Source organism: Pseudomonas sp. SJZ077, from assembly GCF_007993905.1.
Taxonomy (GTDB): domain Bacteria; phylum Pseudomonadota; class Gammaproteobacteria; order Pseudomonadales; family Pseudomonadaceae; genus Aquipseudomonas; species Aquipseudomonas mandelii.
Genome location: NZ_VIUJ01000001.1, coordinates 120,771 through 139,599 on the forward strand (window position 1 = coordinate 120,771; position 18,829 = coordinate 139,599).

Consider the following 18,829-nt stretch of genomic DNA (forward strand, 5'->3'; position numbering starts at 1 on the left):
GCCACAAGGAAGGAATTCACCATGTCTGTCTCTATTACCCATGCCCCCTGTGACGAGCTCCTGGTCACCAGGGAAACGCCTGTACAGCGTCGCCGAGTACGCGCCGCCTGGCTGTTTCTGACACCGATGTTGATGTGTCTGGCCCTCGTGGCCGCCTGGCCGCTACTGCGTACATTCTGGTTCAGCCTGACTGACGCCACCCTGACTGACACCCGTGGTGGATCCTTCGTAGGCTTGAGCAATTATCTGTTCCACAACGGTTCCAACTGGTCGGGCATCCTGGTCGATCCACAATGGTGGAACGCTGTGCGCAACACGTTGCATTTCACTGTGGTGTCGGTGGGACTGGAAGTCGTACTAGGGCTACTGGTGGCGTTGCTGTTGAACATCAAGTTCACCGGCCGTTCTTTGGTGCGTGCGTTGATTCTGATTCCGTGGGCGATTCCTACCATTGTCTCGGCGAAGATCTGGTCATGGATGCTCAACGACCAGTTCGGCATCATCAATCACCTGATGCTGAGTATCGGCCTGATTGACGCTCCCCTGGCCTGGACAGCAGACGCGGATCTGTCGATGTGGGCGGTGATCATCGTCGACGTCTGGAAGACCGTCCCTTTTGTCACGCTGCTGATGCTGGCGGCCTTGCAGATGTTGCCGAGCGATTGCTACGAAGCCGCCAGGGTCGATGGCATTCATCCGCTGAAGGTATTCTGGCGTGTCACGCTTCCCCTGCTGATGCCCGCACTGCTGGTGGCGGCGATCTTCCGCATCCTCGACTCGCTGCGGGTTTTCGACGTCATCTATGTGCTGACCTCGAACTCATCGAGCACCATGAGCATGTCGGTCTATGCCCGCCAGCACCTGGTGGAGTTCCAGGATGTTGGCTATGGCAGCGCGGCCTCGACTCTGTTGTTTCTGGTCGTTGCGGTAATCGCCATGCTTTATCTCTACCTCGGACGCCGTCAACTGGAGGTTCGGTCATGAGCCAGCGCCTACTGAAAAAAGCGCTGTGGCGCCTCGGGTTCTGGTGTCTGATCGGGGTGTTGCTGCTGTATGCGGTCTTCCCTTTCTACTACGCCATCGTGACTTCGCTAAAGCCGTCCAGTGCCTTGTTCAAGGTGAGCTACTGGATCGAAAACCCCGACTTTTCAAATTACGCGGCGGTACTCCATCAAGCCTCATTCCTGCGGGCTATCGGTAACTCGCTGCTGGTTGCGCTGTGCGTGGTGACGCTGGCGCTGTTTCTCAGCCTGACCGCCGCCTATGCCTTGGGAAGGGTGAAATTCCGTGGACGTGGCACGGTATTGATGATGGTTCTCGGCGTGTCGATGTTTCCCCAAGTCGCTGTACTGTCGGGGCTGTTCGAAGTGATCCGCGCCCTGGGTCTGTACAACACGTCTTTGGCGTTGATCCTGAGCTACACGATTTTCACCCTGCCCTTCACCGTGTGGGTGCTGACCACGTTCATGGGGCAACTGCCCCATGAACTGGAGGAAGCAGCAATCATGGATGGCGCTTCGCCCTGGGTCACGCTGACCCGCGTGTTGTTGCCGCTGCTCTGGCCTGCACTGGTCACCACTGGCCTGTTGGCCTTTATCGCAGCCTGGAACGAGTTCCTGTTTGCCTTGACCTTCACCCTCACAGACACGCAACGCACAGTACCGGTCGCCATTGCCTTGATTTCCGGCGGTAGCCCCCATGAGTTGCCTTGGGGGCTGTTGATGGCCGCCTCGGTGCTGGTCACCGTCCCACTGGTGATTCTGGTGCTGATCTTCCAGCGCCGAATCGTTTCCGGTCTCACTACCGGCGCGTTAAAGGGTTGATGCCCAACACGTACAAGGAACAGCATCGTGATCAAATTGAAACTGGACAACGTGAACAAACAATTGGGCGGCGTGCGGATTCTTCGCGACGTTAGCCTGGAGATTGCAGCGGGTGAATTCGTGGTGTTCGTTGGCCCTTCTGGCTGCGGAAAGTCGACCCTGCTGCGACTGATTGCCGGACTGGATTCGATCTGCGGCGGCGACCTGCTGATCGACGGGCGACGGGTCAACGACCTGGAACCGCGCGAGCGTGGCGTCGGTATGGTGTTTCAGTCTTATGCGCTGTACCCGCACATGAGCGTCTACGACAACATCAGCTTTGGTCTCAAACTGGCCAAGACTGAAAAGAGCAGCCTGCGCGAGCGCGTGCTGAAAACAGCGCAAATCCTTCAGTTGGACAAACTGCTGCAACGCAAGCCAAAAGAACTGTCTGGAGGGCAGCGTCAGCGAGTGGCAATGGGCAGAGCCATGGCGCGCGAGCCGGACATTTTGTTGTTCGATGAGCCGCTCTCCAATCTGGATGCATCCTTGCGGGTGCAGATGCGCAACGAAATCGCCCGGCTGCATGATCGACTGGGCTCGACGATGATCTACGTCACTCACGATCAAGTGGAAGCGATGACCCTGGCCGACAAAATTGTTGTACTCAACGGCGGTCGCGTAGAGCAGGTCGGTTCACCGCGCGAACTCTATGAACGCCCGGCCAGCCGCTTTGTCGCCGGTTTTCTCGGTTCGCCCAGAATGAACTTTCTGACGGCGCGCCTGCATGCCCCGGGCGAAACCAGCCTGGTCGATACTCCCGTTTTGGGTATGACCTCCCTGCCCTTCGACAGCTCGAACCTGGCGGCAGACGCCCCGCTTAGCCTGGGAATTCGCCCGGAACACATGTCGCTCAAGGCGGCGCAGGGAACTGCCGGCGTCGTCGTTACCGCGGTCGAATACCTGGGCAGTGAAACCTATGTGCACCTGGATACAGGTCAGGACGAGCCACTGATCTGTCGTTGTGAAGTCAACGCCGGATGGCAGGCAGGCGATCGGGTCGAACTGCAGCTGGACTTCGACAACCTGCACCTGTTCGACGCCGACGGCACGGCCTTGAGGCGCCACCCACAAGTCATTGAAACCCTGCCGGATGACGTCTCTCCACGCTCAGTCCGAGCAGGCGCCCTATGACCTTATCTTTGAATACCATGAGCGATCCAATGTCTTCGTCCCTTGACCTTGCGCAGCGCGCACTGGGAGACAGCCTGTCTCGCGTCATCCAGGATTATCGACCCGGTTATCATATTTCCCCGCCGGCAGGCTGGATGAACGACCCTAATGGGGTAGTGTACTTTCGTGGCGAATATCACGTTTTCTATCAGCACCACCCCTTCGACGCGAAATGGGGCCCGATGTATTGGGGCCACGCCAAGAGTGCCGATCTGGTTCATTGGCAGCACCTGCCCATTGCGCTGGCACCCGGCGATGACTTCGACCGTGACGGATGTTTTTCCGGTAGCGCAGTGGTGTGTGGAGACACCTTGGCACTGATCTACACCGGACACACCTGGCTGGGGGAAGTGGGTGATGAACGCTTGATCCGACAAGTCCAGTGCCTGGCCACCAGCATCGACGGCATCCGGTTCGTCAAGCATGGCGCAGTCATCGAGACCGCGCCGCAAGACACTATCATGCACTTTCGTGACCCCAAGGTATGGAAGGAGGATGACTATTGGTACCTCATTGTCGGCGCACGTCTGGGCGATATGCCGCTGCTTCCGCTGTACCGTTCCACGGATCTGCATACTTGGGAGTTCCTTGATTATGTGTCCAGCGGCAGCGAGGGCGATGGCTATATGTGGGAGTGCCCGGATCTGTTTCGACTGAACGGACGCGATGTGCTGCTGTACTCCCCCCAAGGCATGCTACCCCATGGCTACGAACGGCTTAACAAGTTCCAGACTGGTTACCGAGTGGGCCGACTCGACAACGAGTGGAACTTCACCGGCGGGCCTTTTATCGAGTTGGATAACGGCCACGATTTCTATGCGGCGCAGACGCTATTGGCCGCCGATGGTCGACGCCTCGTGTGGGCGTGGCTCGACATGTGGGAAAGCCCGATGCCGAGCCAGGCCCATCACTGGTGCGGCATGCTCGGATTGCCACGCGAACTTGAACTGTGCGCAGATCGCCTTTTCGTGTATCCGGCACGGGAGCTCACCGCTCTGCGAATGACGCAATTGCCTGGTACGCCGTGGTGGGAGGAGTCGGGAACCCGGTGGGTGCCGGAAGTGAATGGCGATATGCTCGAAATCCATGTGCATCTGGATTTGTTCGGGTGCACCGACGGCCACTTGGGAGTCGCCTTGCGTTGCAGCGACGATGGCCGTGAAGAAACCCTGCTCTACTACGATGCATCACTGAATCGCCTGGTGCTTGACCGCAGCCGCTCGGGTGCGCAAGTCACAGGCCAGCGCAGCGTATCGATAGACCCGATACAAGATCGACTGGAACTGCGCGTGTTCCTCGATCGCTCGTCCATCGAGGTGTTCGACGAAAACGGACGCTTCAGCCTCAGCAGTCGCCTCTATCCGCGGCCCGACAGTCTGGGCGTGAAGCTGCTAGCAAGCGGGAGTGGCGGGCGTGTCTCGATTCCCAAGGCATGGCCTCTCGACTCGGGATGGCTATGAGCGGCGTCATTCGGGTCGCGAGAAGCGCGGGCCATGTGTCATGATTCTGCGTCAACCTGACCGGCCTCACTTCGCATGACTTCAGTGAAAGACGTTGCACAGCTGGCCGGCGTGTCCCTGATGACGGTTTCTCGAGCGCTCAACACTCCGGAAAAACTGAGCCCCGAAACTCTTCTGCGGGTGCGTCGTGCCATTGATGAACTGCAATTCGTACCGAGCCTGTCGGCGCGCAAGATGCGCGGCGACAACCTCCAGTCGCGAACCATCGGTGTGTTCGCGCTGGACACCGCGACCACACCATTCGCGGTCGAGCTGCTGCTGTCCATCGAGCAGACCGCGCAGCAAGCCGGCTGGAATGTATTTATCCTCAACCTGTTAAGCAACCCGCCCACCGACCAGAACATCGACCTGATGCTATCGCACCGTCCGGACGGCTTGATCTTCAGCGCCATGGGGTTTCGCCAGGTGTGTATTCCCGAGCGATTGAAGACCAAACCGCTGGTGCTCGCCAATTGCCTGGCAGATGACAGCCGTCTCGTCAGCTATGTACCAGACGACGAAATGGGGCAGTATCGGGCCGTACACCACGCGTTGAACCTCGGCTATAAGCGCCCTCTGTGTATCAATCTGCCAAAACAAAGTCTGGCCTGGGGCCTGCGACAAAAAGGCATGCAGCGTGCCTGTCAGGCATTCGGACTGGCGCCTGACGCGCTCCTGCAATACGACCTTTCCGATCATGATGCCTATTGTGAAACAGCAGCTATCCTCGACCGGCACGTCATTGATGGTCGTCCCCAATTTGATATTCTGATCTGCGGCAATGACCGCATTGCCTTTTGTGCCTATCAGCTGTTGTTGGGCCGTGGCCTGAAAATTCCCAACGATGTCGCCGTGCTCGGCTACGACAATATGATCGGTATTGCTGAGCTGTTTATCCCGCCGCTGACCACGGTGCAACTGCCGTACTACGAGATCGGTCGCAAGGCTGCACGGCACCTGATAGAGACCCTCGACGTATCGGGAGCCCAGCCAGTTGATTGTCCATTGGTGGTTAGGGCATCGCTATAAGATTTAGTTAATTCGGTGATAGCGCCCCCGCTTGCTTTCGATTTGCCACTGGCCTGTCACCGACCACTTATGGCCCAAAGTGTGCTGCATTCCTGCACTCCAAGCCTACCCTTCCGCTGTTCCTCTGACTTTCGACGCACAACCTACAGTTACCGCGCCCGCAAGTGCGGTCACTCCGGAACGAATTGGCGGTAACTGGGATTCCAACCCTTGGGTCTGGGCGGTTCCGTTCAAGCAGTCGATTCCGTGATCGTCCCTATCGCCGCCCTCGCCTATATGGCCTGGCTCATCTACAAGGGGCCACGGGGATGAGTCGACGCCTAGCGTCTTCCTGCCAACACAAGAAATTGGTTTACGACGATAAAGAACGGCGCGTTTGGTGCAGGTGATTGTGAAACAGGAGTGGAGGCCTTCGACGCGCTCATAGGGCTCGTTGAGGTATTCAGCGGTGGTATGAGCTCGATACAGCGACGTCGCCGCTCACTGGAAGAGGCCGAGAAACCCCAGATAAGAAGCTGATAGAAACATGCGCAGACGAAGGACCACTGGACGAAGATTGAAGAGAGGTATTTGACTCGAGGGCTCAAGGACGCCCGGGAGGCGGCAGACTGCTACAAGGGATGGAGGAGGAAAAGTTGCCGGACTTTCACAAAGTGCGAGTGCGCTGTCGCTGCACCTGTACAAGAAAGCCGGAAAGGATGGTCAAAAAATTGCGGGCCATGCGAGCGAGGGCATGACCAGAAACTACCAGCGAGACCACGAGAAAATGATCTGGTCCGAGGCAATTCCGGACCTGAATATCAGCGAAATCACCGGGTAGTCTTGCGCGGGTTTTGCGCAGACACAAAAAAGCCGACCTAGCTGATCGGCTTAAGTGTCTGACTCAGTAAATATGGTCGGGACGGAGTGATTCGAACACTCGACCCCTAGCACCCCATGCACGCAGTCCCCCTGTAAGACCTTGTGAAACGGCCGTAATCATTGGCGCTCGCTGCAATCGAATGCCCACAAGTGCTTACAGATGCGTGAGAGAGTCACGCAAAAGTCACGCACCCTCCCCCGGCGTCCTGCCGACAGAATACCAATCCTTTTTTTGGCTGCTACGCTGTCCTCTTCACGGAGGAAATCGCGATGCCTGACTCAGACCTGCTCCCTTCCCTGCTCTACAAGATCAACGAAAACCAACTCGCCCTAGAGGCCGCTATCATGGAACTCACCTTGCTGGTTGAAAGCCAAGGCTCGACAGAGGCTGGCAACAATGTTCGCTGCGCCCTGGAGGTGATTGACCGAAATGAGGAGTTCATCAAGATGACCCTTGCGGTCATGATGACGCCAGAGTGACTCTGCATCATGAACAGAATTACACCGCGATTCTAAAGGGGTAAGGCAAAGTAACAATAGTCAATGAATCCGGGCACTTGCATACTTTGGCGTACCCGGTTTTAACCTGCTTTACACGGCCAGTGGTACAAAAATTGGTACAAGCTTCATTCCTTCCTTGGGCGTCCTGCCTACCGTTCGTCACTCCAAATACCCTACAGCTCGTCGCCTCACCCTCGCCCGAAACCTGCGCCTCGATTACTGTATATCCGAACAGTATCGATAAGGCATGACCGTGGACCCCCTCGAAATCGAAGACACCAGCGACTGGCTTGGCTGCCCCACTGAGCTTGAGACCTGCCGCTACTTCCTTCGCATGACCGAGAACGAGGTCCAGGAGCTGACGCTGCAGCTGCGCAAAGCGCGAGAGGACATCTTCGGCCTGGTTCAGATGCATGCGGACGTGTCGAGGGAGCGTGATCAGCTGCGCGCTGAACTGAACTGCGCCCTCGCCGCTGCGTCTGATGCCAATAGAAGAGCCACGGACATCGAGACGAAAACTAACTGGGAGCTGATGGCCAACGCCAAGGTGATCAGTGAGCTTCACGCGAAGATCCGAAGCCTTACGGGCGTTGCCCCCTTCACGCAATATCCGAAAAGCTGATTGCAAAGCCAGGGACTCAGACCATGTGCTGACGACTCACCCAGTACCAGGGCATTCATGACTTCGTTGCTGCGCTGAGCATGCCGAACTCGCTGATCAATAACGCGGGCGACCAACCGTTCGAGCGGTACAACGCCGCGCCCACCACTCAGCTGGCGATCTTCCATCAGGAAGGTGAATACCTGCACGCCGATATGGTTCGCTGGGGATGGCGGCCGCACTGGGCCAAGGACCGCGCGGCGCCGATCAACGCTCGAGTTGAGAAAGTCGCCCACGGTCCGTTCTTCCGCGCAATCTGGCCGCACCGGGCAATCATCGCGATTAACAACTGGTTTGAGTGGGTGGACGAAGGCGAACCGAAGAAGCAGCCTTACCTGATCCGCCGGCGGGACCGCTCGCCGATCCTGTGCCCCGCGATCGGTCAATACCCGAACGCAGAGCATGAGCCTAGCGAGCACGACGGCTTCGTCATTATCACCGCCGACAGCGCCGGCGGCATGGTGGATATCCATGACCGCCGCCCGGTAACGCTATCGCCCGAGCTGGCCCGCGAATGGCTGGACCCGGCCACGCCGAAGGAGCGCGCCGAACAAATGGTGCTGCATCAGGGCGAGCCCACCGAGGCGTTCGAGTGGTTCAAAGTCGACCGGGCGATCGGTAACGTGCGCAACCAAGGCCCGGACCTGATCAAGCCGATTGAGGAAGACGGCCTATTTTAAGTCGACGCCAGTGCTCGCAGACGTTCTTCGGTCGCCGCATCGAAGATCACATAAAGCCGATCAATCGTAGCTTCGGTCAATGCGCGCGCCGACTCTAAGCCGAGAACAAATCCCTCAGCCTTAGCGCCCGCCTTCGCCGCAATGATCATCGAGTCTGCCCGTGAGATTTGGGCGAGCAGCTTGTCGGCCGCACGCTCGATGTTCGGACTCAGTTCTACAACTTCCATGCCGCCTCCTGTTTATTCGAGATCAGCAACAGGATAGCGGCATCGACGCCTCAATGTGTGTTGGCGTTCAGCTGCCAAGCGGAGCAAGGATAGGATGGTGATGGGTTCAATTTACAAAGCTCGCCGCGACGCTAACAGCCACCTGCCCCGTGCTTCTATTCATGGTTACATCTTGCCATTAAGCCCCGAACCTAGTATTAGAGCATTCTAGCGTCTATTCAATGGACGATTGTACAAAACAATTGGAGAACGTTGTGAGTAAAAACATACGCTTGGACGGTCGTTGTCTGATCTCTACTTATGACTTAATGATACCCATTGGCGCGTCGTGCGAAGTAGATATTGTAATCAGCCAGGATTATACTGCTAAAGAGATAGTGCTCCCCTTGTCCATAGCGCATGAAAGCGGTAGCGGCGGACAATCTGTGTCATTCATACAAAGTAACGGCCGCTCTATTATGACATTAATTAATTGGTCCAACCCGTTAGGGACCGCGCTAAACGCGCCATACGAGCTGGCCGTTATAAAAGACGAGGGGTTTGTCGACTTATTGATGTGTAATTACACGGTGGGAAACATTAACCACTTAACTATGCAGCTATGGTGGCGGAAGCTGAAATAATATGTCAACTTCATACAGCTCTGACAAAATAATATTTGCCGCCCAGCCTGGTGAAGAACGAATTAAAATCAACCCTATTGGGATTTCACAAAATACAGACACGCATATCATAGGCATCACTGAAGACAAACTGCACCGGATATTGAAAGAACATCACCAGAGCATTCTTAAAAGCAGAGATTGGATTGTACCTTTAGGGATCTTGCTAACAACTTCAACTACTTTGTATACAAGTACATTTAAAGACTTTTTAATCAGCGGCGCTTCTTGGAATAATCTTTTTGTCGGAGGCACAGCTATCAGTGCTTACCTCACTGTGACTTCTGTTATACAACGCTGGAGAAACAGCCCCATGTCTGTAAAAGAACTAGTGGACACGATAGCGGGACGAAAGCCATTAAATATAGATTAGAAAATTTTGAGCTTTGTGCTGCAGGTCGCTTTTCGAGCTATGAGGCTTGCACGTGCGCCGCACTACAATGAAAAACACGACCGCATCTGATAATGCCGCGAGGCAAGAGTCAGGGCACATCCTTGAAAAACACGTGATGCCCGAGCTTGAGCGTCTGCTTTGCGCCTTTCGCCCACGTCGGTGGTCGCGGCATGGTCGTAGCGTAATAGTGCGTGGCACCGTTGGTTGGATCCGGCGCCTTGTTGTCGATCACGTGATCGGCGGCCATCCGCGCCCGGGCGAGCTCTCGCGCAGGGATCGGTTTGGCGCCGCTCAGGTAGGGATAGTTCAGATCGTTCTTGTTCCAGCAGCTGAACTGCCAGGGCTTCAAGCACACACCGGCATAGCCCTCGCCCCACCAGTCCGGCTTGCCGTCGTTGTGCAGGTCCATCTCCACCCGGTTGCGGATCGTCCAGGCCACAGCTATCTGGCCGATGAAGTCTTCGCCGCGCGCCTCGCCCCACAGCGTTCGCGCGAGGATGTCTCGGTCTTTTTCGGTGACGGTCATACTTTTCTCCGGGCAAAAAAAATCCCGCTCGATGGCGGGGTTTTTCATTCTTCGGTAACTGTTTCCGTGGGCACGGGAACGGGAACGGGCGGCTCTTCAAGCTTCGGCATCTCGAGCCGGACATCAATCCAACTATTTACGGGCACGTCAATTGGGTTGCCTTTGCCCAAAACCATTTCACCATCATCGGTCAACGACCAACGTTGCTTAAAAAGGAGAATGGTGATGACTCCATTTTCATCCTGGCTCGCTTCGGTCAAACCCAGTGTTCTACCGCCGTCAGGCGAGCATGGGTCTTGAATACGCCATCCTTGCAGAGCAAGGCCTAAGCTGCCGGTAACTCTGTATGTTCCGACTGCAAGCCGCTCAACTTGAACTCCCTTAGCTTCGAGGTTTACAGCCCCCCACAGGCCGGCAATTTCAAAACCTTCCTCTACAAGATCTTGTCGCTCGGTGTTGTCGATACTCGCAACCCTGAGGATGGGTGATGCTTGCGATAACACGCCCCCGGAACCGACGGTAGTATTACCGCTATGCCAAACTTTTCGCATAGGGGCCGAGGTATAATCGCCAGCCCTGAAAAAGAGGTTACCTGAAAACGAGGCCAGTATTTGCGCGCCGTAGTTGCCATCAGGCCAAGCCATGTTAAGCATGGTGCCTGACTGCACTTCAGGAGCGCCAACGGTCGAAATGTTATTCCAGAAGGCAAATGAGTTACCCCACATGTTGATGGATGTAGCAATGGCGGCAGGCCTGTCGCCAACAAGCTGAACCTGCCCATATGCACTTCCCGCGTTTCTATTAGCGGCGGTCCCTAAACTGTTGGTTCGAAGGTACAACTCATCGACGTTAGATTGCATCTTATTGAAGGCACTTCTGGTTGTATCGCCGCCAGCGCCCGTAGGCGTGGCGCCCAGATTGATTGTCTGCTTGGCCATGGTCATTCCTATTTGATTATTTAAACATCGCTCACTAGCGGGGAGAGTGTTGCAAAAACAGTCAAGTACCCAGCTTTGCAAATACCGCAGGAAGAAAGAACGAAAATGGATTGCCTAGTCCGACTGTTAAAGCGAACAAATTGCCACCTGAAAAATCCCACCAACAATACAACTGCCGACTTTGCACACCATCGTTCAGCATACTCATGCCGAAGGTGTTGATGAGCATGTGCTCGCCTGCCGGAAAATTAAATGGAACTCGATAGTAATTCCTTGGAACGGACTGTGTTGTGTAATCGGTTTTGATATATGTCCAATTTTGAAAGGACCGCGTAAAAATTGCATATGGGGTGTCTGAATCGAAAAGCAGCTTAGTGTCGCCGCCCCATAGTCGCATGCCGAATTTTGCTACAGGACTCGCGGCAAAGCCGCAAGCGAAGTAGGTCCCATTCGGCTGTAACGTGTTCACGTCATAGGCCCTCACGTAGAATCCGGTCCATGCCCCGGGCGAGCCGAACACCGTCATCAGGCATAAGCCGGCAATACCGACATTACCTGACGGTCGCACAAATACCAGAGGAGGCTCTTGGCTCGTGATCACCGATGGGAAATAGGTGACTGACCCAAGCCCCGACTCTTGAGTAGGCTGGTAAATACCTTTTGCAAGAACTACCAATCGGGTGAACTCGGAATCAATCGTTACGACGTTGTTGTTGTTTGTGTATTCAAGTCCGAAGCCCATTATGAAAACCTTATAACGATGAGTCGCATGGTGACGCCGGTTTTGTTGCTGTACTGCTCTCGCCCGCGAATGTAGCTGTAAACTCGCACAGCTCCGGCAATCACCTCTGTCTCCAGTTGCTTATCTTGCACCTGGTTGTAAGAGCCGATCGGAACAACAAATGCAGCACCGTTTTCAGGAGTCAGACCCGGGACGGGAACGGTTTGGTACGCGACTGTGTTGCTACCCGTGACCAAACCGCTGTAAACGACGCGCATGGTGAAAGAGTTTTCATCAAGTTGGAGCGCCCCCTCGGCGCTCCAAATCCTCACACCATGGCTCATGCGTCGAGATCTCCCAATTGCACGCGCTTAACGCCGTTCGCGTCATAGACCTTAATGGCTCTATTAGTCATCGTCAGTCGTCCACCACCTGGAGCGGGACCGTTGAATTCGAGATTGCCCGCCTTATCCAGCTGCCAACCTTGAACGCCGGCGACGTAATTATCCGAGCGCAGGTATTGTCCAATTTTCAGCATCCCGATTGAGCCATTACGAATAAAGGCGTCATCTAGAAATGCCTGGCCGTTCTGCACTGCAAAGGGCACAAAGATCGCTCCCCCTGCAAGGCTATTAACAATCGCAAACCGATCGGCGCTTACGAGGAATTGGCTCTGCAGACCCGCGCCGGTGTTCTCAATGCCAAGCCCGATGCCGGCCGCGACGTACTGTCCGTTTGCGGTCACCTGCATTTTCACGGACCACATAGCCGAGGCTTTGCCGTCAAGCGCTGCCACGGCCTGACTTGTGGTCTGGACGACTGCGGCTGTTTTCTGGATGGCGTCGCCAAGACCGCCCACGTCAGCCTGGACGGTGTCAATCCGCTTCCCTGTTGCAACGCCGTCCTCAATGCGCGCCGATTGCTCTGACCAAACCCCAACAAACAACTGGTCATTACCAGCGGAGCTTTGCTCGTCTCCGGCAAGTGAAGGATTCACCTGGGCGAAAACACCGTCGATCTTGGTCGACTGAGCGCTGACCTTTCCATCGATCGTGGTGACCTTAGTGTCAAGGCTGGTGATGGCCTGCGCCTGCGCTGCTATCCCCGTTTCTGCAGTGCCCAGCCGCGACGTAAGACCGGTTATTGCAGTGCCTTGCGCACTGATGGTGCCGCCCTGCTGCGTCACTGTTCCGCTTAAACTGTTCAGCGCGTCGACACTCGCCTTGCCGGTCAACGCGGTTTGCAAGCCCGCGATCTGCTGGGCATTGGCCGTCGTCTTACCGTCAACCGTTGTGATAGCGGCGGTGTTCTGCGTGACCTGGGCAGCAAGGCCGTTGGCAGTCCTGATTGACTGGCCGCTATTCACCCAGTAATTGGCATTCGGCGGTCCATTCGATCCGTCTGCCTTCGCTGGAACATCGACAATTGCAGTCCACAGGTTGTCGCCAACCCTGACAGTGTTGTCTCGCACGTAGGCGTCGGTCGGGACGTACACCAGAGCATCAACCAGATCACCGATCTCATCTTGCAGATCCTGCAGCCGCTCGTTTACCGAGCCAGGGCCACTGCCATCAATCAAGTCAATCCTGTCCAGAAGGTCCTGGCCAAGCTCTGTCTCTCCGATCTGGCCGGCGATCATTTCCAGAATTGCTGCGGCGTCCGAGCTCGACTGGCCCATTACGCCCAGCCCGACTGGATAGAAAGGACCGATGTTGCCGGTGCGATCCACCAGGCGCGCCCAGAAGAAGAACGTCACTCCCGCGCGTAACCCCAGCAGCGAGAAATCGCTTTGTGGGTACGACAAGTCCGTGAGCTTGGTGGCAGCCTCCAGACTGGTCGTCGGGCCGTACCAGATTTCCGTGCGCTGGGTGTCCTCGGCGCCAGCCGGGAAGCCCCACTTCAGATAGATGCCGAACAGCAAAGGTGTGGCCGTCAGGAATGACACCGCCGGCGGCAATCCCTCCTTGCCCTTGAGGTTGGTGAGCATCGAGCTGCGCCAGATCGACGAGATGTCGAAAGAGCTGACCGCGCGGACGCGGGCCAAGTAGTCGCCTGCATAGATGCCGACGACATCCACGCCGGTGGAACCTGTACGCGGCAGCTTGATCCAGTTGCCGCTGTCCTTACGCCACTCAACGTCATACGCAACTGCGCCGCTCACCGCCGGCCAGGTGATGGACATGGTGGCCACGGCGATGCCTTGGGATACTACCGAATTCGAGGTGACGGTGACGCTCGCGGGTGCCGGAACGACAGTGATCGGAATCACGCTGATTGGCCGTTCCTCCAGACGGGCGCCAGTGTCGATGTGAGCGAACTTGCTCGGGTCGTACTGGACGGCCGAGATCTCAAATACACCAGGCTCCGGCCGCGAAACTGCCGTAACCCGATAAAGCGGTACGGCCAAGTCATCGGCATCCAGCGCCCAGACAAGTTCGGGCTCCGGTACCGCAGAGAAGGCAACGGTCACGGTAACCACGCGTCCCGCCACGGATTGCACGGTACGGCCCTCACACTTACCGTTCGGCAGGTTCAGGATCAACCGGTCCCCGGCCTTGGCCTGGGTGTCCCGGTCCAGCGTGATAGCGCGGCCAGCAACCGCCGAGATGCGCCCGCCGATCGCGCGGCCGGCCAACAGTTCGTCAGCCACGGGAATGACGTAGCCAGGCAGCGGGATGCGACCATCAAGGCCAACACGGAAGTTGATCCCGCGATCTTTCGAGTTAGTTAGTAGCGCCCACTTCCCACGCCGCTGCGCTTCCGATTCGCGGGTGCAGCCGATTGCGCTGATCTCCAGCGGATTATCGCCGTAGCGCCGCTGAAGCTTGGCATCGGTCACCGCGGTGACGTCGGTGTCGTAGTTGTTGGCCGGGTTGTCGTAGCTGATCAGGGCTCGGCTGTAGCGAGTCCGCTCCGATGCGCTTGAGTAAGTGAACTTGCCGTCAATGACATTCGCCCGGGTGTAGGCAAAGTCGAAGTCGGTGGCGCGCGGCATGTCGGACAAGGTGAAGACTTGGCCTTGAGCCCAGTAAGTCATGCCGCGATAGATCGCCGAGATATCGCGCAGCAGTGCCCAGGCATCGGCTTTTCCCTGCAGGTTCAGGTTGCAGATGAAGCGCGGCTCTTGGCCGCCTTTACCATCCGGCACCAGTTGATCGCAGTACTGGGCGATCCGGTATAGCTCCCACTTGTCGACCTGCCACGGCTTGATGCGGCGCCCCAAGCCGAAACGGTCATTCACCGTGACGCCGTAGGTGACCCACGCCGGGTTATCAGTCCAGGCCTCCTTGAGAGTGCCGTCCCAAATCCCGGTGTAGCTTCGAGTTTCTGGGTTGTAGTTGCTCGGCACCAGCCACTTGCGGGCTTGGCATTCGATGGTCACCGCCGGGATGTTGCGAAACTGCTCGGCCGAGAATTCGATGTAGAGCAGCGCTGTGTTCGGATAGCGCAGCTTGGCGTCGATGACTTCGGTGAAGCCAGCAATCTGCATGGTGTCGGCGATTTTGTTGTTGTTCTGGTTCGGCGTAATGCGGGTGACGCGGATCAGCCAGCCACTGGTAGCGGCGGGCAAATCAATGCGGCGGGTTCGCTCATAGGTGCTGGTGGTTTTTCCGTCGACGGCTTCGCTCAGCACCTGCTGATAGGCACCGCCGTCAGTGGCCAGCTCAACCTTGTATTCAATCCGGTAACCATTCACGTTGCCGCTGGCATCAACCGATTGCAGCGCTGGCCAAGCGAAGCGCAGGCGCACTGCTGACAGCTCGGTATTGCTGATCGCTCGAACCCACGGCGTGCCGCTGCGCAATTCGATACCCAGAGAGGTTTCGTTCTCGATCGACGGGATACCCTGAATGTAACTCTGCTCGACCGAACCGCTGCGGAACTCCCACTTAACGTTCGGGAAATTCATGTTGCCTTGGGGATCTTGCAAGGGCGTGTTGTCGAGGAAGATGTCTTGCGCGGTCGGGTTGCCGGCGAATTCGCCCTCCCCGATCGCGATCAGAATCTTGGCCACGGCCACCGAGCGCAAGCTGTTCGGCGCCTCGGTCGGCGTCTTCGGTTTGTCCGATCCGCCCTTGGCGCCAAAGACGTCAATTTTCTCTGCTGCGCCCATGCTTTTCTCCAGGCAATAAAAAACCGCCTCATGGGCGGCTGTGTTGTCCAGCGATTTGGTTACATCTGGTCTTCTGCGTAGATCGCGGCACTGATGATCGCCCCGCCCCACCGACGCTTGCCGATGCAGAGTGGTACCGGATTTCCTGATGCCGTGGTGTTCTTCGCGCTGCCGAAGGCATAGCCCGGGGTGTTCTCGGGGGCTGCGCTCGTCTTCAAGCCGCTGGGCTGCGGGCTCAACATTTGGATAACACCACCGGCAACCAGCGCGATGCCCACGGGAAGCAGGGCCTGAAAGCCAGGGATAAATGAAGCGACGATCAGAATTGCACCAACAATAGTTTGGAGGATCCCCGCTCGTTTGCTGCCAGTGATCACAGGCGCAATGCGGATCTCGCCCGATCCACAGTATCCAAGCTCTTTTTCATCGATATTTTTTTTCCCGCGGAACACGGCAAATTCGATACCTCGAGATTTTGCGTTTGAAATGAAACGCTCAAAGCCGGGGATCTGAATGCACAGTGCCTTTATGGCTTCCGCCGGAGACCGCACCGAAAGCCTGAACGAACGACCGAATTGCCGGAGTTGCCCGTAAAGCAAGACAGTGGTCATGGGCTGATATTCGATCGCTTGCGCTGACATAGCTCTTTTCTCCAGACATAAAAAAACCGCCCGAAGGCGGCGTTCCGTAAGTGTTTAAAGACAGCTGTTAAAGGAGTTCTTCAAATCTGATCGCCCCAATTGCTGCCACGCAGCGCGCTGGTAAAGCTTCACGCTGCTACCTGTCGATACCTTTTTGATATCCAACACATCATCCGTCTGACCGTTCATTTCACTGCCGGCGACAATGCGATAGCCAGTGCTGGTTTCGCTCATGACGGAGCTTGATCGATAGTCCTGCCAAGATGGGTACACGCACAAAGCGTAAGCTTTCGGGTCCTTCTTCGATGTGCCGGAAAGCTCGGGAGAACCTTTCAACAAATCCGAAGGTGTAGTGCACCCCGCCAAAAGCATCACCGCCACAGCGCCTATCAAGATCCGCATGATTCTTCCTCGTCCTGAAAGGTGGTGACTGTAGCACCTGGTGTATTGAGATTAGAAAGCCCTGCGTGCTGCTACGCATCCTCTCGATCATTTAACCTATTTCGTAGGCAAAGCAGGCTGCCTTGACTGAATCCACTTATTTATGTCGTCAGGAAGTATCTTCACCGGGGTTGTTGGTCGAGTGCCAGCGCTCGACGGTTGCTCCGGTGCTCTTGGCGCGCTACCAGGCTTCAGAACATCTGGCTTAGGTGCAGCGGAGGCCTCCGGCTGTAGTCCAATTTGCGCACCGACCACCGCGTAACCGACGGAATCTTTTGGAAGTGTGAGCAGGTTTTTGAATTTCACTGTCACGGTATTTGATCTCCCAGAAGTCCGTTCAGCGGAAAGCTCTCCACCGACTCCGACGCCATCGCTGACGGCAGGTGCCGCCAAATCAACTTTCAGTTTTCCTCCATTCTTAGCGTCCGCCGAAATTTTGAAAGTGACTTCCGCAGATTCAGCGATTAGCCCAGTTCTGACGTCTCCCTGGGCTTCGCGCATAGCAGCCAATCCTTCACCAACCTCTCTCATTGCTTCGACGAGGGTTATTTCACTTGGCTTTGTAACCTGCTGCAGGCATCCCGATAGCGGAATCAAAAAAAACATCCAGATGAGGTTTCGCATTGCTAACGCTCCTTGTGGCGTGAGTGGCATAAAGCCACCGACAAGCCTAGCAGCGGCCTACAAAGTAACCACTCGGTGTACCTCGATGTACATATGTACGAATCCCCAGTAACACCACAGCAGGCGCTGTAGTAGCGTGATGCCTCACTCGCTGGAGACGGCTATGACTCAAAACGCAACCCTATCAGAGCTGGTCTCTGAATCGCTTAGAACGACCCCGATCGGCAAATCATTGATCATGAATTTCCGCGGGGAGCCTACTCCAGTAGAAGTGAAGTACACCTTTACTGGCGGATGGGTAGTCACACAGGTACTCCACCCTGGAGTTCCGCTAGAGCTGGTGAAAGGAGAAGACGGCCACCTTCTACAGGTTGATATCACGCTGCTCCCTTATGACGGCCTGAAGGTGACCGAGTAAACGGATTTCCCGGTCCTTTGCCTGCAAGCCCAAGGACTGGGGTTGCGCCAATTTCGGCGCGGATAGGACCGGGAGGTCAATGTGAGCGAAGACGGCGAAAATTGGGGATACGAGGCAGGGCCTAGCAATGCTATGAAGCAGGAAATCGGACAGATCGTTATCAATCATGCGCTCTGTGACGACCCGCTTCTTGAGTTATTTATGACTCTCTCCGGAACATCCCGGTCAACCGCGTACATACTTGTGCAATCGCTGAATTTAAAGGCTGGAGGAATGACGAAAGCCATTTTGGATCTCGCCAATACAAGATCCCCAGCGATCAACCCCGACCTCAATTCTCGCCTGACTTTGGCGATCAGTGATTATCGGAAGCTATCTCAATTACGCAACGAGGTAGCGCATTGGCAGTGGTACCCATCCGAACAAGGTGCAGAAACAGCCAATGCTTCCAACGTAATGAGGCGAAACAGCGACGATTCCCAAGTTATAAAAGAATTCACCCTTCACAATCTGAAGCAGTTGTCAGTGAGCCTTATCATCACCTACTCAGCCCTTAAACTGGTCTCAGGATTAATCCCTCTCACGTCGCCGTCTGCCGATCTAAAGCAAGTGCTCGCTAACCTCGATAGCATATCTCAGAAGGTAAAAGACGCGATGCTCACCCTTCCAGAGCCCGCGGCTGAAGAGCTGTCATGATTCGAAATACCTCTTCCAGGAGATTGGTAGAAATTGAGGGATCGTAGAGGCTGTAAACGTAATCCATTGCTGCCTCTGTCATCGCCCGGGTAACGATCACTTGTTCCAAGTCCTGAGGGGGTCTATTCGCGAAGCGAGCAAGGTTGGCAATGTTTTGCGTT

Annotated in this window: 20 protein-coding genes and 1 pseudogene; 12 read left to right on the forward strand and 9 right to left on the reverse strand. The window is 56.1% G+C overall.

Features of this window, described 5'->3' with window-relative positions; translation table 11 throughout:
• The first annotated feature begins 21 nt into the window (after window positions 1-21).
• The 9 genes and pseudogenes from FBY01_RS00565 to FBY01_RS00605 all read left to right on the forward strand — a co-directional run bounded on the left by FBY01_RS00565 (window position 22) and on the right by FBY01_RS00605 (window position 8,266).
• The gene (locus FBY01_RS00565) at window positions 22-984 is read left to right on the forward strand and encodes a carbohydrate ABC transporter permease (RefSeq protein WP_077748108.1); all 963 of its coding nucleotides are present in this window, start codon (window positions 22-24) and stop codon (window positions 982-984) included.
• Window positions 981-1,823 carry a carbohydrate ABC transporter permease gene (locus FBY01_RS00570; protein ID WP_077748107.1) on the forward strand — a complete coding sequence of 281 codons (843 nt, stop codon included), beginning with the start codon at window positions 981-983 and terminating at the stop codon, window positions 1,821-1,823. The genes FBY01_RS00565 and FBY01_RS00570 overlap by 4 nt, the downstream gene beginning before the upstream one ends.
• Before the next feature lie 27 nt (window positions 1,824-1,850).
• The gene (locus FBY01_RS00575; RefSeq protein ID WP_077748106.1) at window positions 1,851-2,996 is read left to right on the forward strand and encodes an ABC transporter ATP-binding protein; all 1,146 of its coding nucleotides are present in this window, start codon (window positions 1,851-1,853) and stop codon (window positions 2,994-2,996) included.
• Window positions 2,993-4,495, forward strand: a complete 1,503-nt coding sequence (locus FBY01_RS00580) for a sucrose-6-phosphate hydrolase (RefSeq protein WP_077748105.1) — start codon at window positions 2,993-2,995, stop codon at window positions 4,493-4,495. The genes FBY01_RS00575 and FBY01_RS00580 overlap by 4 nt, the downstream gene beginning before the upstream one ends.
• A gap of 75 nt (window positions 4,496-4,570) precedes the next feature.
• A complete protein-coding gene (locus FBY01_RS00585; RefSeq protein WP_145306243.1) occupies window positions 4,571-5,563 on the forward strand; it encodes a LacI family DNA-binding transcriptional regulator in 993 nt (330 codons plus the stop codon).
• 522 nt (window positions 5,564-6,085) lie between these two features.
• Window positions 6,086-6,383 (forward strand): annotated as a pseudogene (locus tag FBY01_RS31730) (integrase); the annotation flags it as partial.
• A gap of 311 nt (window positions 6,384-6,694) precedes the next feature.
• On the forward strand, window positions 6,695-6,904 hold the full coding sequence (locus tag FBY01_RS00595) for a hypothetical protein (protein ID WP_145306241.1): 210 nt from the start codon (window positions 6,695-6,697) through the stop codon (window positions 6,902-6,904).
• Between the two features lie 268 nt (window positions 6,905-7,172).
• Window positions 7,173-7,547 (forward strand): hypothetical protein, encoded by a 375-nt coding sequence (locus FBY01_RS00600; RefSeq protein WP_145306239.1) that lies wholly within the window; start codon window positions 7,173-7,175, stop codon window positions 7,545-7,547.
• An 80-nt stretch (window positions 7,548-7,627) separates the two neighbouring features.
• Window positions 7,628-8,266 carry an SOS response-associated peptidase family protein gene (locus tag FBY01_RS00605; RefSeq protein WP_256664393.1) on the forward strand — a complete coding sequence of 213 codons (639 nt, stop codon included), beginning with the start codon at window positions 7,628-7,630 and terminating at the stop codon, window positions 8,264-8,266.
• Here the strand turns inward: FBY01_RS00605 and FBY01_RS00610 are convergent.
• The gene (locus tag FBY01_RS00610) at window positions 8,263-8,493 is read right to left on the reverse strand and encodes a hypothetical protein (protein ID WP_145306237.1); all 231 of its coding nucleotides are present in this window, start codon (window positions 8,491-8,493) and stop codon (window positions 8,263-8,265) included. The genes FBY01_RS00605 and FBY01_RS00610 overlap by 4 nt on opposite strands.
• Before the next feature lie 624 nt (window positions 8,494-9,117).
• Between FBY01_RS00610 and FBY01_RS00615 the strand changes: the two genes are divergently transcribed.
• Window positions 9,118-9,528 (forward strand): hypothetical protein, encoded by a 411-nt coding sequence (locus FBY01_RS00615; RefSeq protein WP_145306235.1) that lies wholly within the window; start codon window positions 9,118-9,120, stop codon window positions 9,526-9,528.
• 109 nt (window positions 9,529-9,637) lie between these two features.
• Here FBY01_RS00615 and FBY01_RS00620 read toward each other — a convergent pair whose 3' ends face one another.
• The 8 genes from FBY01_RS00620 to FBY01_RS00655 form a co-directional block, all read right to left on the reverse strand.
• Window positions 9,638-10,075: a cell wall hydrolase gene (locus FBY01_RS00620; protein WP_145306233.1), complete on the reverse strand. Its 438-nt coding sequence runs from the start codon at window positions 10,073-10,075 to the stop codon at window positions 9,638-9,640.
• A gap of 44 nt (window positions 10,076-10,119) precedes the next feature.
• Window positions 10,120-11,013 carry a hypothetical protein gene (locus tag FBY01_RS00625; protein ID WP_145306231.1) on the reverse strand — a complete coding sequence of 298 codons (894 nt, stop codon included), beginning with the start codon at window positions 11,011-11,013 and terminating at the stop codon, window positions 10,120-10,122.
• A 61-nt stretch (window positions 11,014-11,074) separates the two neighbouring features.
• The gene (locus FBY01_RS00630; RefSeq protein ID WP_145306229.1) at window positions 11,075-11,755 is read right to left on the reverse strand and encodes a hypothetical protein; all 681 of its coding nucleotides are present in this window, start codon (window positions 11,753-11,755) and stop codon (window positions 11,075-11,077) included.
• Window positions 11,755-12,078: a hypothetical protein gene (locus FBY01_RS00635; RefSeq protein ID WP_256664392.1), complete on the reverse strand. Its 324-nt coding sequence runs from the start codon at window positions 12,076-12,078 to the stop codon at window positions 11,755-11,757. The genes FBY01_RS00630 and FBY01_RS00635 overlap by 1 nt, the downstream gene beginning before the upstream one ends.
• On the reverse strand, window positions 12,075-15,848 hold the full coding sequence (locus FBY01_RS00640; RefSeq protein WP_145306227.1) for a phage tail protein: 3,774 nt from the start codon (window positions 15,846-15,848) through the stop codon (window positions 12,075-12,077). Before FBY01_RS00640 ends, FBY01_RS00635 begins: the two co-directional genes overlap by 4 nt.
• Window positions 15,849-15,907: 59 nt before the next feature.
• A complete protein-coding gene (locus FBY01_RS00645) occupies window positions 15,908-16,489 on the reverse strand; it encodes a tail assembly protein (protein WP_145306225.1) in 582 nt (193 codons plus the stop codon).
• A gap of 54 nt (window positions 16,490-16,543) precedes the next feature.
• Window positions 16,544-16,891, reverse strand: coding sequence for a hypothetical protein (locus FBY01_RS00650; RefSeq protein ID WP_145306223.1), 348 nt, complete (start codon window positions 16,889-16,891; stop codon window positions 16,544-16,546).
• Between the two features lie 96 nt (window positions 16,892-16,987).
• Entirely contained in the window at window positions 16,988-17,554 is a 567-nt protein-coding gene (locus tag FBY01_RS00655) for a hypothetical protein (RefSeq protein WP_145306221.1), read from the reverse strand.
• Window positions 17,555-17,717: 163 nt separating this feature from the next.
• Here FBY01_RS00655 and FBY01_RS00660 point away from each other — a divergent pair, with 163 nt between their 5' ends.
• Together FBY01_RS00660 and FBY01_RS00665 are read left to right on the forward strand one after the other, a co-directional pair.
• Window positions 17,718-17,972: a hypothetical protein gene (locus FBY01_RS00660; RefSeq protein ID WP_145306219.1), complete on the forward strand. Its 255-nt coding sequence runs from the start codon at window positions 17,718-17,720 to the stop codon at window positions 17,970-17,972.
• Window positions 17,973-18,053: 81 nt separating this feature from the next.
• Complete coding sequence (locus FBY01_RS00665) at window positions 18,054-18,668, forward strand: hypothetical protein (protein ID WP_145306217.1); 615 nt, start codon at window positions 18,054-18,056, stop codon at window positions 18,666-18,668.
• The last annotated feature ends 161 nt before the right edge of the window (window positions 18,669-18,829 follow it).